Here is a 14,105-nt window from a genome sequence, read left to right on the forward strand (position 1 = left end):
GCGGTTACTGCTTCCCACCCTACAATAGGCACCTCCCTGCCTTCCTGTAGCGTCCCATGCCCGACTCGAAAGACAGCATCCGTATCCGCGGTGCGCGTCAGAACAATCTCCGCAATCTCTCGCTCGATCTCGCGCTCAATCGCCTCACGGTGGTGACCGGGGTGTCCGGTTCGGGCAAGTCCTCGCTGGTGTTCGACACCCTGTATGCCGAGGGGCAGCGGCGCTACGTGGAGACTTTCTCCCCCTATGCGCGGCAGTTTCTGGACCGCATGGACAAGCCGCAGGTCGACCGTATCGAGGGGGTGCCGCCGGCGATTGCGATCGACCAGACCAGCCAGGTACGCACCTCCCGGTCGACGGTGGGGACGATGACCGAGCTGGCGGATCACTTCAAGCTGCTCTACGCGCGCGCCGCGCACCTGCATTGTCGTTGCTGCGGCAAGCCGGTGAAGCGCGATTCGGCCGACAGCATCGGCGCCGACCTTGGACGCCGGGCGCAGGCGGCGGGGGATCCGCGGCTGGTGATCTGTTTTCCGCTGACGGTGCCCACGCGCTATCGCGATGAGGAGATTGCCGCCCTGCTCAACGCGCAGGGTTATACCCGCATTCATCGGCGCGAAGCGGGTGTCGAGCATGACGTGCTGCAGGTCGTGCAGGACCGTTTCCGTTATTCCTCGGCCGAGCCGGCGCGGCTGGCGGAAGCGCTGGAAGCGGCACTGCGGCTGGGGCAGGGCCGATTGCGGGTCTTTGCCGCGCTGGAGGGGGAGGAAGCGGAGTGGCGCTATTCGCAGGGACTGCACTGCGCCGATTGCGACATCCATTACAGCGACCCGACGCCGGGGCTGTTCTCCTTCAACTCGCCGATCGGCGCGTGCGAGACCTGTCGCGGCTTTGGTCGCGTCATCGGGGTGGATTTCGGCCTGGTGATTCCGGACGAGTCGAAAACGCTGGCCGAAGGCGCGATCAAGCCGTGGCAGACCGAAAGCTATCGTGAATGCCAGCAGGATCTGGCCAAGATGGCGAAGAAGGCCGGCGTGGCGATGGACGTGCCTTTCCGCGACCTGCCGCCCGAGCACCGGCAGTGGGTGCTCGAAGGCGACGCCAAGTGGAAGAACTGGGACAGTTCGTGGCCGCGCTACTGGTATGGCGTGCGCCATTTCTTCGCCTGGCTGGAAACCAAGGCCTACAAGATGCACATCCGGGTATTGCTGTCGCGCTATCGCAGCTACACGCTCTGCCCCGCCTGCCACGGGGCGCGGCTCAAGCCCGATGCCCTGTTGTGGCGGCTGCCGGTGGGCGACGACGGGCTGGCGATCCAGCAGCTGATGGCGTTGCCGGTCGATCGCATCCGCGAAGCCATTGCGGCGCTCGAGCTGCCCGGCGTGGCCGACGAAGCCACCACGCTGGTGCTGGGCGAGATCCGCAGTCGGCTGACCTATCTTGCCGATGTCGGGCTGGGCTACCTGACGCTGGACCGTCAGTCGCGGACGCTGTCCGGCGGCGAGGTTCAGCGCATCAACCTGACCACGGCGCTCGGCACCTCACTGGTGAACACGCTGTTCGTTCTCGACGAGCCCTCCATCGGCCTGCATCCGCGCGATATCGGCCGCATCCTGGGGGTGATGACGCGCTTGCGCGATGCCGGCAATACGCTGGTGGTGGTCGAGCACGATCCGCAGGTGATGGTGGCGGCCGACGAGTTGCTGGAGATCGGCCCCGGTCCGGGCGAGCGCGGCGGCAATATCGTGGCGCGCGGCACGCCGGCCGAGATCACCGCCAACCCGGATTCGGTGACCGGACCGTGGCTGGCCGGGCGCAAGCGCATCGATGTCGAGCGTCCGCTGCGCCCGGTGGATGCCGGCACGCCACGGCTGACCCTGGTCGGTGCGCGCGAGCACAACCTGCGCGGAATCGACGTGTCTTTCCCCTTGCAGCGCATGACCTGTCTCACCGGGGTGTCCGGCTCGGGCAAGTCGAGCCTGATCCAGGATGTGCTGTATCCCGCGCTGGCCAAGCATTTCGGCGAGGCGGTCGATACACCGGGTGCGTTCGACGCGCTGCAAGGTGTGGACGGCCTGCGTGGTGTGGTGATGGTCGACCAGTCGGCGATCGGCAAGAGTTCGCGCTCCAATCCGGTGAGCTACGTCGGTGCCTGGGACCCGATCCGCAACCTGTTCGCGGCGCTGCCCGAGGCGAAGCAGCGCGGTTATTCGCCCGGTACCTTCAGCTTCAACGCCGGTCATGGGCGCTGTCCAACCTGCACCGGCTCGGGTTTCGAGCATGTGGAGATGCAGTTTCTGTCCGATGTGTGGCTGCGCTGCCCGGATTGCGATGGCAAGCGCTATCGGCCCGAGGTGCTCGAACTGCAATGGCGCGCGCATTCGGTGGCCGACGTGCTGGAGATGACGGTGCGCGAGGCGCTGGGCTTCTTCGCCGATCAACCCAAGGTGCTGGCCGCGCTGGCGCCGCTCGCCGATGTGGGGCTCGACTATTTGCGCCTGGGGCAGCCGGTGCCGACGCTGTCGGGGGGTGAGGCGCAGCGTCTGAAACTGGCCGGTCATCTGGCCACGGCGGCACAGAAGAAGGGCAGCCGCGCGTCCAAGGCTGTGGATAAATCTGTTGGCAAATCCGTGGATAAGGCGGAAGAGGCGGCGCCCGGTCTGCTCTTCCTGTTTGACGAGCCGACCACCGGTCTGCATTTCGAAGATGTGGCCACGCTGCTCGGTGCCTTCAACAAGCTGCTCGAGGCGGGCAATTCGCTGATCGTCATCGAGCACAACCTCGACGTCATCGCCGCGGCCGACTGGATCATCGACCTTGGCCCCGAAGGTGGCGAGGGCGGTGGCGAGATCGTGGTGGAAGGCAGCCCGGCACAGGTGCAGGCCCATCCGGCGTCTCACACCGGCCTGGCCTTGCGCGAGTACGCCGAAGCACTGGCGCGGACGCGAGCGGCGCCGCGCAAGGTGGCCGAGGCCCCGGCGGCCTACCGTGCGCTGACGGCGCCGGCGATCGAGATTCATCATGCGCGCGAACACAACCTGAAGAACATCAGCGTGTCGATTCCGCGCGACCGCTTTACCGTAGTCACCGGCCTGTCGGGTTCGGGCAAGTCGACGCTCGCTTTCGACATCGTGTTCGGCGAGGGCCAGCGCCGCTACCTCGAATCGCTCAATGCCTACGCGCGTCAGTTCGTGCAGCCTTCGAGCCGGCCCGATGTGGATGGGGTGTTCGGCATTCCACCGACGGTGGCGATCGAGCAGCGCACCAGCCGGGGCGGGCGCAAGAGCACGGTGGCGACACTGACCGAGATTCACCCCTTCCTGCGCCTGATGTACGTCAAGCTCGGCACCCAGTACTGCCCGGACTGCCAGGTGCCGGTGACGCCGCAGAGCTTCGAGGCCATCGTCGCCCAGATCCAGCGCGAGATGCGCGGCCTGTCGGTCGAAGTGCTGGCACCACTGGTGACCAACCGCAAGGGGCTGTACACCAATCTGGCCAAGTGGGCGCGGGGCAAGGGCCATGCGCAGCTGCGGGTGGATGGCGAGTATCTGCCCACCTCCAAGTGGCCGCGGCTGGACCGCTACAAGGAGCACACCATCGAGTTGCCGCTGGGCATGGTGGTGGTGCAGCCTGCGCACGAGACGACGCTGCGGGAGTTCGTCAGTGCGGCGCTGGAACATGGAAAGGGCGTGCTCAAGGTGCTGGCGCTGGGGACCGTGGGGGCGACGCCGGTGACCTTCTCCACGCTGCGCGCCTGCCCGAGTTGCGGCACCGGTTTTCCGGAGCCCGATCCGCGCCTGTTCTCCTACAACGCCAAGCATGGCTGGTGTCCCAAGTGTTACGGTACCGGCTTGAAGACGGCGGCACGGGTCGAAGACCCCGACGCGCTCGATCTGGGCGATGAGGACAGCGTCAGCAGTGACGAGCCCTGCCCGGCCTGCGACGGCGCGCGGCTCAATGCGGTGGCGCGTGCGGTGCGGTTCCGCGATCGTGGCCTGCACCAGCTGGCCAGGTTGCCGGTGAATAAAATGGCGGATTTCTTCGGCGAACTGGCGCTGACAGATCGCGAGACCGACATCGCCCGTGACCTGGTGAGCGAGATTCGTGGCCGCCTCGATTTTCTCAAGCACGTTGGTCTGGGCTACCTCGCGCTCGATCGTGCGGCGCCCACGCTCTCTGGCGGCGAGGCGCAGCGCATCCGGCTGGCGGCCCAGCTTGGGTCCAACCTGCGCGGGGTGTGCTACATCCTCGACGAGCCCACCATCGGCCTGCACCCGCGCGACAACCGCCTGCTGCTCGATACGCTGGAAGCCTTGCGCGACCGCGGCAACACGCTGCTGGTGGTCGAGCATGACGAGGACACCATCCGCCGCGCGGACCATGTCATCGATCTTGGTCCCGGCGCGGGGGTACGCGGTGGTCTGGTGGTGGCCGAAGGCAACATGGCGGCCCTGCTGGCAGCACCCGAGTCGGCCACCGGGGCCTGCTTTCGCCAGCCCTTGCAGCATCCGATGCGCCCACGGCGCGTGGTGTCGAAAGACCATCCGGCGATTCGCATCGGCGGCGCGAGTCTGCACAATCTGAAGCATGTCGATGTGGGCATTCCGCTGGCAAGGCTGACGGTGGTGACCGGGGTGTCGGGTTCGGGCAAGTCGTCTTTGGCGCGCGACGTGATCCATGCCAATCTGCGCGCCCGCCTCGGCGATCCCGAGTCGACGCGCGCCCGCCGTCGCGGCCAGGCGCAGCCGGAAACGGTAGACCAGGCGCTGGTCGGCTGTCGCAGCCTGGTCGGCTGGCAACAGGTCGGGCGCGTGCTGGAGGTGGATCAGACCCCGATCGGCAAGACGCCGCGCTCCTGCCCGGCGACCTACGTCGGCTTCTGGGATGCGATCCGCAAGCTTTTTGCCGATACGTTTGATGCACGCACGCGGGGCTGGAATGCGTCGCGCTTTTCCTTCAACACCGGCGCCGGGCGCTGCCCGGTCTGCGATGGTGCCGGGCAGACCACCGTGGAGATGAATTTCCTGCCTGACGTCAAGACGCCTTGTGAAGCGTGCGGTGGTGCCCGCTTCAACCCCGAAACCCTGTCGGTGCGCTGGCGTGAGAAAACGGTGGCCGAGGTGCTGGCGATGCCGGTGGATGAGGCGGTGGGCTTCTTTGCGGCCCATCCGTCAATCGCTCACCCGCTGCAGTTGCTGCAGGATGTCGGTCTCGGCTACCTGACGCTGGGCCAGCCCAGCCCGACGCTGTCGGGTGGCGAGGCGCAGCGCATCAAGCTGGTGACGGAACTGTCCAAGGTGCGCAGCCGCCCGGGCGACGCCGCCTCGAGCGGTGGCGTGCCCTTGCCCGCGGATCGCCACACCCTGTACGTGCTCGACGAGCCGACGGTGGGTTTGCACATGGCCGATGTCGACAAGCTGATCCACGTCCTGCACCGGCTGACAGACGCCGGCCACACCGTGCTCGTAATCGAGCACGACCTCGACGTGATGGCCGAAGCGGACTGGTTGATCGACCTCGGACCGGAGGGCGGCGACGGTGGCGGCCAGGTGGTGGCGGAAGGGCCGCCCGAGGTGGCGATGGCCAATCCGGCGTCACACACCGGTCAACATCTGGTGGCCTTTGTTGCGGCGCGGAGCCGCGTTGCGGAACCGAATCCGGCCTGATGCGGTCAGTGCAGGCATGAAAAATACACCTGAAGTCTGGATGGATATATGAGCAAGAAGCAAGTGCGGGTGTGGGATCTGCCGTTGCGGGTCTTTCATTGGTCCCTGGTGTTGCTGACGCTGGCGGTGTTTGTCAGCGGCCTGATCGGGGGCAATCTGATCGTGTGGCATGGCCGTCTGGGTGTGGCCATTGCGGGACTGCTGGCGTTCCGGCTGGTGTGGGGCATCGTCGGGTCGACCTATGCGCGCTTCGCGCACTTCGTGCCGGGGCCGGGCCGTATCGCCGCCTATCTGCGCGGCCAGTGGCGCGATGCCGGCCACAACCCGCTGGGGGCGTTGTCGGCACTGGGATTGCTGGCAGTGATGATCTTCCAGGTGGCAAGTGGTCTGGTATCGAACGACGACATCGCGTTCGAAGGGCCGCTTTATGCGCTGGTGAGCAAGAGCACGAGCGACTGGATGAGCAGCCTGCATCGCCTGAACATCTGGGTGATCGGCGGCCTGGTCGGCCTGCATGTGCTGGCGATCCTCTACTATGTTCACGTGAAGAAGGACGATCTGGTGAAGCCGATGATCACCGGCGTCAAGGCGTTTTCAGAACCCGTGCCGCGGCCGGCACAAGGCGGCGGGCTGGTGTCTTTCGTGGTGGCGTTGTGCGTTTCTGTCGCCACGGTGTGGGTCGCGACCGGGGGGCTGCTGGATTCGCCCCCGCCTCCACCGCCGGCCCAGGCCGCACCGGCGTGGTAAGAAGAAAAGCCGCAGTCATGCGGCTTTTTTGTGGGGTGCAGTTCGGGCTTACTCTTCGCGGAACTTGTCGTGACAGGCCTTGCAGGTCTTGCCGAGGTCGCCGAAGGCAGTCTTCACCGCAGCCGCATCGCCGCTGGCGGCCACCTTGGCCAGGTTGTTGGCAGCACTGTTGAAGTCGCCGGCAAGCTTGCCGACTTCCTGCATGTTCTGGAACAGTTCCGGTTTGACACGGGTTTTCTGGTTGCCCACAGCCTTGTCGGTGCCCGGGCCATAGAGCGCGCCCATGCCTGAATTGGCGATACCGGCGATGGCGTTGGCGGCGGCGGTGACCTGGGCCGCATCATACGTGCCTTCTAGATTGGTCTTGATCTTGCCCATATTCCAGCTCATGAAACCATAGCCGGCCTTGCGGAACTTGATCTGGTCCTCGGGCTTGACCTGGGCGGATGCCGCGCTGGCCAAAGACAGTGCGACAATGGCGAGTGCGATGCGGGCGACGGATTTCTTCATTGTGTTTTCCTCTCGGACGGATGATGAGTTGTCCCCGGTGTGGGGCCCGGTGCTGCGACATGCGGTAGCGGATATTGGTTCAATGGCCGGTTGGCCGTCTTCATCAGTACGCCATGATATTCATAACGGATGACAATGCAAGACATGTGTGGATGCGTGTGTGTGGTATGCGGGGATTGCCCGCAAATTGGCCTAAAGCTTTAGGACGCAGTAGCCGATGACGTTATGGACAACGAAATGGAACCCGTACTGCGGGTCAATAACAAGGAGAACATCATGCGCCGATTAGCCGATACGCCGATTTGGGTACGTCTTACCGGTGCGATCTGGCTGATGCTGGTGATCGCATGGGGCAGCATGATCGTGTGGGAGACCCGCGTGAATCGTGACACGGCGATCGCTCAGGCACGCGATTTTGCCAGTACAGTCAATGAAATGACCATGGCCGGCCTGACCGGCATGATGATTACCGGTACCGTGGCCCAGCGCGATGTGTTTCTCGACCAGATCAAGGAGCTGTCCTCCGTAAGCGACCTGAAGGTGATCCGCGGTGATGCGGTCAGCAAGGTCTACGGTCCGGGGACGGCCTCGGAGCAGATGCTGGACGACGTCGAAAAGAAGGTGATGGCCGGTGGACCCGCAGTCATCGAAGTGGTCTCGGATGCACAATACGGCGAACATCTGCGGGTGGTGATTCCGTCAGCCGCATCGAAGAACTACCTGGGCAAGGACTGCACCCTGTGCCATCAGGTTGATGTCGGCACGACCCTGGGTGCGGTGAGCATGCGAATTTCGCTCGACAAGGTGAATGCCGCCGTGACCGAGTTTCGCAACACCAGCATTCTCTTCGCCTTTCTCGCATCCTTGCCGCTGGCGGCGTTCATCTTTCTCTTCATCCGTCGCTTCGTCACCCGTCCGCTGGCGCACATGACCGACAGCCTGGCCGAGATCGCACAGGGCGGCGGCGATCTGACACGGCGTCTGGATGCGCCGGGCCAGGACGAGATCGGGCGCACGGCCGAGACCTTCAATCGCATGCTCGTCACCATCGCCGATCTGGTGCGTCAGGTGGGGACGTCTGCCGAAGCGGTCACGGTGTCGGCACGAAACCTGGTGGGTGGTGCGTCGAAACTGGCCGAGGGTTCGCACCGGCAGAACAGCAGTTCGGTGGCTGCGGCCGAGTCCGTCGATGAACTCAATGCCAAGATTCTGCACATTGCCGATAGCACCGAGGCGGTGCGCGAGCGTTCGCGCGACAGTCTGGCGCGCTCTCAGGAAGGGCAGCACAGCCTCGGGCAGTTGATCGGGGAAGTCGCCCAGGTCGAAGATGCCGTTCAGCATATGGCGAAGTCCGTCGGGGCCTTCGTCGAATCTACCCGGGCGATTACCGCGATGACCCAGGAAGTGCGCGAGATTGCCGAGCAGACCAACCTGCTGGCACTCAATGCGGCGATCGAAGCGGCCCGCGCCGGCGAGCAAGGCCGGGGTTTTGCAGTGGTGGCCGATGAAGTGCGCAAACTGGCCGAGAAATCCGCGCGCTCGGCGGGCGAAATCGACACCATTACCCAAGAGATCACCCAGCAATCGGCTTCCGTACAGGATTCGATCGCGCGTGGCATGACCCATCTGGAATCCAGCCGGCATGCGGCCGATGTGGTGTCGGGCGTGCTGGTGGCGGCGAATGCGTCTGTGAGCGATGTCGGTGAAGGTCTCGATCGCATCGCCGCTGCAACGGATGATCAGCGGCGCGCGAGCGAATCGGTGACGGGCAGCATCGATGCCATTGCCGATATGGCGCGCGACAACAACAAGGCTATCGAACACACCCTGGGGGCCGCGCGTGAGATGGAGCAGCTGGCCTCCAGTCTGCAGGAGTCGGTGTCACGATTCAGGGTCTGAGCGGTCCGTCATGGGCCGTTCAACCCGGTTTCGTCCTGCCGCCTTGGCGCGGTAGAGCGCTTCGTCGATGGCAATGAACAGTTCCCGGGCGTCTCCGCCATGCTCGGGAAAGGTGGCAATGCCGAAGCTCGCCGTGACCCGGTCGAGTTGTTCCAGATCCGGCCATGGATGTGCGGCAAGCAACTCGCGCAGGGTTTCGACCCGTTGCTGCAGTTGTTCGATGGTCGTATCCACGCAGATCAGCATGAACTCTTCGCCGCCCCAGCGGCACAGATGATCCGAGCGGCGCACATGCGTGCCGAACAACTCTGCCACGCCGGCAAGCACCCTGTCTCCGCACAGATGTCCATACATGTCGTTGACCTGCTTGAAGTTGTCCAGGTCGAACAGGCATACGCCAAGCGGGAGTTTCAGGCGCTGGCAAAGGCTGATTTGTGAATCGAGCACGATTTCGGCTTCGCGCCGGTTCAACAGGCCGGTGAGACTGTCGTGTGAGGCCAGTTTCTGCAGGCGTTGTTCGAGATTCTTGCGATCGCTGATGTTCTGCACCATGCCGACCATGCGCACCGGCCGGCCGTCCTGGTCACGATCGGATATTTTTCCGCGATCATGCACCCACAGGAAATGACCGTTGCGGTTTCTCAGGCGATATTCGACATCGTAGCGTTCGCGGTCGCCCGCGAGATGATCGTCCAGCACCCGGCGCACCAAAGCGCTGTCGTCGGGGTGAATGTTGTCCGTCCAGCTTGAAAGTGCGGGTGCGAGTTCTTCCGGTCCATATCCGAGCATGCGCTTGAGCTGGGGGCTGAAGAAGACCACATTGCTGGCGATATCCCAATCCCACAGGCCGTCACTGGCTTCGTTGAGCGCGAAGCGCAATTGGGCGTCGCGCGCGATCAGTTCGCTCTCCAGCCGGGTGCGTCGGGTGATGTCGCGGGCGACGGACAGGAAGTACGCCCTGCCGCGCAGATCGAGACAGCTGGTATGCACCTCGACCGGGACTTCGCCACCGCGTCGGTGGCGATGGGAACCGATGAATACATAAGGTGCCCGTCGCCGGATCTCTGCAGCGATGCTCTCCCATTGCGCAGGTCCGAGCACATCCTTCTGCAGGGTGAGGACGGAGTGGTCGAGAAGATCGCTGGCGGCGGTGTATCCCAGTCCTTCCCATGCGGCGCGATTGCAATAGACGATGCCCGAGCTGTCGGGGTCTATCAGGAACACGCTGTCGGGAAGCGCATTGAATATCGCTTCCAGCGTTGCGAGGGTGACGTCAGGGTCGGTCTGTGCGAATGGCATTGATGAGTGAGCAGGGTGCTGGATCCCGTTCCACCGGATGATAAACGCACAGTGTGCCGGATGGTGACAATCGCATACTCGATTCCGTGTTCAGGCGTCCCCAGCGCCGTGGCAGGTGAAAGTGTGCCGGCGATGACCGATGATCGCCGGCGGCGCAATCACGCGACCCTACTCCAGCCGGACCGGGACGAAAATGCGCGCATCGCCACGCTGTATCAGCAGTGCGAAACGCTTCCCGGCGCGATCAAGGTACTGGCGGAACTGTTCGATCGTGGTCACCGGCTGGTTATTGAGTGCGAGGATGATGTCACCGCGCTGTACACCCGCCCGTGCGGCGGGTCCGCCGGCGCTCTCGACCACGAGTCCGCCGCTGACGCCGACCTGAGCTGCTTCCTGTGCAGTGAGCGGGCGTGCATTGAGGCCGAGCTTGCCGCCGGCACTCTCGCTGCGCCCAGGACCGCTCGCGCTGCCGGCCTCAGGATTGAGTTCGTCAAGCACGGCTGCGATTTCGCGGTTCTTGCCGTCACGCCAGACGTCCAGTTTGATCCGTGTGCCGGGCCGCAGGTCGCCGATGATCCGAGGCAGATCGGCCGAGTCGCCGACGCGATTGCCGTCGACGCCAAGGATGACGTCGCCCGGTTTGAGGCTGGCCTTGTCGGCCGCACTGCCCGGTTCGACACTGGCGATCAGGGCGCCGCGGGCGTCGGGCAGGCCGAAGGACTGTGCCAGGTCCTTGTCCACGCCCTGGATGGCGATGCCGAGGCGACCGCGCTGCACCCGGCCGTGTTTCACCAGCTGATCCTTGACCTTCATTGCGACATCGATCGGGATGGCGAACGAAATGCCCATGAAGCCACCGGAGCGGGAATAGATCTGTGAATTGATGCCCACCACCTCGCCATCGAGATTGAACAGGGGGCCGCCCGAGTTGCCCGGATTGATGGCGACGTCGGTCTGTATGAAGGGAACGTAGTTTTCATCCGGCAGACGTCGTGCCTTGGCTGAAATGATGCCTGCGGTCACGGTGTTGTCGAATCCGAATGGCGAACCCATGGCGACGACCCATTCGCCGACGCGGGCACGGTCCGCGTCACCGATACGGACCACCGGCAGGTTGCTGGCGTCGATCTTGAGTACGGCGACGTCGGTGCGCTTGTCGGTGCCGACGACCTTGGCCTTGAATTCGCGCTTGTCGATCAGGCGCACGGTGACCTCGGCCCCGCCCTCGCCGACGACATGGGCGTTGGTCAGCACGTATCCATCGTTACTGACGATGAAGCCCGATCCGATGCCGCGACTGATGCGCGGTTCGCCTCGACCGCCAGGCTGTCCGGGCATGTCCGGCATCGGTACGCCGAAGCGGCGAAGAAAGTCGTAGAAGGGATCGTTGGCGAAAGGATTGTCGGTACTGGCAACTTGCTGTTCGACTACGCTGATGTTGACGACGGCTGGACCGACCTGTTCGACCAGATCACCGAAATCGGGCAGGCCGAAGCGGTTGGTGCCGACGCTGGCTGCCGCCGGGGCCGCCTCGGCGGGGGCGAGCAGCGTCCCCTGAGGCAAGAGGGCGGCAAGTGCAAGGGCCAGCGTGCTGGCGACGAGACTGTTTCTCATGGGCATTCCTGTGTAGTGGAAGGCAATGGACAGACAGTGGACGCGAGCGCACGCGCGGTGTTCCCGCGTGCGATGGTCCGTTGCACCGATATGGGGGTCATTTCGCGCCAATCAAGTCGGCGCATCGATGCTAGAAGTGCGAGATGACGCTGAAGTAAACCTGCGGTTCGACGGGATTGGCGGCCTTGCTGCCGCGATACTGGGGCAATTGCTCGACGGGCCTGTGCACCATTTCCTGGTGGCTGCCGAGCAGGTTGATGCCACTCAGACGGATCTCGACCCGCTGCGATCCGATCACGAGTCTGCGGCTGACAGAAAGATCGAGCGTGTTGTAGGCGTCGACCTCGAAGCGCTGCGAGCCCGCATAGCCGGAGCCGACTTCGGTTGGACCCATGCGGATGAGGCTGATCGTGGATTGCCACGGACCATATTCCTGCAACCAGGTCAGACTTGCCGTATAGGGTGCGACCGTGGCTTGGATTTCGGGCTGCTGCGCTCGTGCCTGGATCATCGTATGGTTGAAGACGAGCTGGCCATCCTTCCATGGCTTCAGGCGCAACTGATACTCGATGCCGTTGAGCCGGACAGTCCCTTCGCTGTTTGCCCAGCGCGTGCCACCCAGGATGCGTTGGAACAGGTTGGGGTCGGGAAACACATTGTCGGCAGGGGTCAGCATCGGGGCCAGGGACTCGCGCACGATGTAGTCGTGAATGTGCTCGCGAAACACCCGTACGTCGAGGTTTCCCTGTATCTGCGGCAATTGCTGCAACAGCCCGAGCTCGAATGCATCGATGCGCTGCGGCTTCAGGTCGGGATTGCCCTGGTGGCGAATCTGGATCAGGCCGTAGTGCGGATCGACGACGCGGGTGTCGGCCTCACGTTCGAACAGGGACGGCTGCCGCCAGGCGCGCGAATAACCTGCCCGTGCGGTGGTGGCCGGATCCGGCTGCCAATTCAGGAAAATCCGCGGCGCGAGGCGAAGCTTGTCGTTCTCGATGTGCTCGACCATGGTGCCCAGGTTCCACAGCCACCGTGGCGCCATGCGCCACTCGGCGTTGCCGAACAGGCGCCATTCCTGCTGGCTGTGCTTGCGATCGTCATCGAAAAGCTGTCTGGATATCAGTTCGTCGCGCCGCCATTCGAGCCCCCAGACGGTCTGCAGCCGGGCCGAGGAGCGCACCCGATGCTGGAATTCGAGATTGTCGCGCAGGCTGTCCCGGTTGAGGTCGACCGGGATCGCGATGCCCGGTGCTGCCAGCAGGGCATCACGCAGCTCGGGAATGGCGCCCAGCGCGTCGAGATTGCGATGCGAATCGACAATCCACTCATTTCGCGCGCTTTCGCGGTTGCGGTACCAGGACAGGGACCATTCTTCATCGGCGGACGGGGTATGCTGCCAGCGTGCCTGGAGATGGCTGTTCTGGTGATAGGCGCTGCTGGGGGCACTGCCGTTGAAGAGCACCCCTTCATAGCCGGTGCCCCGCCGACCGTCGCTGATACCGGCCTTCAGCGTGAGTTCGTCATCATTGCCCACGCGCAGGTCGCCACGCAGATTGAGCGTTTCGATGCGGCGTCCGTCATTGAGCCTGTCCGAGCCATCGTCCTGCAGGTGGGATGCGCTGATCCGCAGACCCAGCGGCCCCAGGTGGGTGACCGCGCGCACGCCGACATCGGCAATGCCCGAATTCCCCAGCGTCGCACGGACCGTACTGCCGGTCTCGGTGGCCGTATGACGGGTAATGATGTTGACGACACCGAGAAAGGCATTCGATCCATAGGCCGCGGAGTCGGAGCCACGTACGATCTCGATGCGTTCGACATCTTCCGGATTGACCCCGAGTGCGCCCCAGTCTGCACCACCAAAGAAATAGGGTGAATACACCGAACGCCCATCGACGAGCACCTGCATCTGATTGGGATAGTCCGAACCCAGGCCGTGGTAGCTCACCCAATGCTCGTTGCTGCGCTCCTGTGCCACCTGCATGCCCGGCACGAGCCTGAGCAATCGGGCGATATCGCGGTATCCCGTCGCCGCAATGGTTTCGTCATCGATGACCGATATTGCACCCGGGGTATCCCTTACGGGTTGCGGCAAACGCGAGACGGTGAGGACGACAGGCAGCGGCTCGAAGAAAAGATCTTCGCTTCCATTGCCCGATGCCGACGCGGTTGCAGCCGGCGTCGCGAGCAGGCATGCTGCAGCAAGACGGGTGAAGCGCTGATTCTTCATCCTGAGTGTTTTCTTTTCTGTCGTATGCGAAATTATATATTGTTCATTCGACAGTCCATGCATCTTTGCCGGCGACGCAGCGTGTCTCTCGTCGCGGGGGCGAGCGGCCCGGCGGATGCGCCCGACACCGGCCGGAAACC

7 protein-coding genes are annotated in these 14,105 nt (G+C 64.0%); 3 read left to right on the forward strand and 4 right to left on the reverse strand.

Annotated elements, in window-relative coordinates; all coding sequences use genetic code 11:
• Positions 1-56: 56 nt before the first annotated feature.
• On the forward strand, positions 57-5,666 hold the full coding sequence (uvrA, locus tag J5J83_RS15560) for an excinuclease ABC subunit UvrA (protein ID WP_212350677.1): 5,610 nt from the start codon (positions 57-59) through the stop codon (positions 5,664-5,666).
• A gap of 48 nt (positions 5,667-5,714) precedes the next feature.
• Positions 5,715-6,413: a cytochrome b/b6 domain-containing protein gene (locus J5J83_RS15565; protein ID WP_212350680.1), complete on the forward strand. Its 699-nt coding sequence runs from the start codon at positions 5,715-5,717 to the stop codon at positions 6,411-6,413.
• 48 nt (positions 6,414-6,461) lie between these two features.
• On the opposite strand, the gene J5J83_RS15570 is transcribed toward J5J83_RS15565, so the two are convergent.
• Positions 6,462-6,923, reverse strand: coding sequence for a cytochrome c (locus J5J83_RS15570; protein WP_212350681.1), 462 nt, complete (start codon positions 6,921-6,923; stop codon positions 6,462-6,464).
• Between the two features lie 276 nt (positions 6,924-7,199).
• Between J5J83_RS15570 and J5J83_RS15575 the strand changes: the two genes are divergently transcribed.
• Positions 7,200-8,822: a methyl-accepting chemotaxis protein gene (locus J5J83_RS15575; protein ID WP_212353230.1), complete on the forward strand. Its 1,623-nt coding sequence runs from the start codon at positions 7,200-7,202 to the stop codon at positions 8,820-8,822.
• Here the strand turns inward: J5J83_RS15575 and J5J83_RS15580 are convergent.
• The 3 genes from J5J83_RS15580 to J5J83_RS15590 all read right to left on the reverse strand — a co-directional run bounded on the left by J5J83_RS15580 (position 8,805) and on the right by J5J83_RS15590 (position 13,965).
• A complete protein-coding gene (locus J5J83_RS15580) occupies positions 8,805-10,121 on the reverse strand; it encodes a diguanylate cyclase (RefSeq protein ID WP_212350683.1) in 1,317 nt (438 codons plus the stop codon). The two genes, J5J83_RS15575 and J5J83_RS15580, sit on opposite strands and share 18 nt — an antisense overlap.
• 168 nt (positions 10,122-10,289) lie before the next feature.
• Positions 10,290-11,735 carry a DegQ family serine endoprotease gene (locus J5J83_RS15585; RefSeq protein WP_212350685.1) on the reverse strand — a complete coding sequence of 482 codons (1,446 nt, stop codon included), beginning with the start codon at positions 11,733-11,735 and terminating at the stop codon, positions 10,290-10,292.
• 130 nt (positions 11,736-11,865) lie between these two features.
• The gene (locus J5J83_RS15590) at positions 11,866-13,965 is read right to left on the reverse strand and encodes a TonB-dependent receptor (RefSeq protein WP_212350687.1); all 2,100 of its coding nucleotides are present in this window, start codon (positions 13,963-13,965) and stop codon (positions 11,866-11,868) included.
• Positions 13,966-14,105 lie beyond the last annotated feature (140 nt).

This window comes from Azoarcus sp. L1K30, assembly GCF_018122735.1.
In the GTDB taxonomy this organism is placed as follows: Bacteria; Pseudomonadota; Gammaproteobacteria; order Burkholderiales; family Rhodocyclaceae; genus Parazoarcus.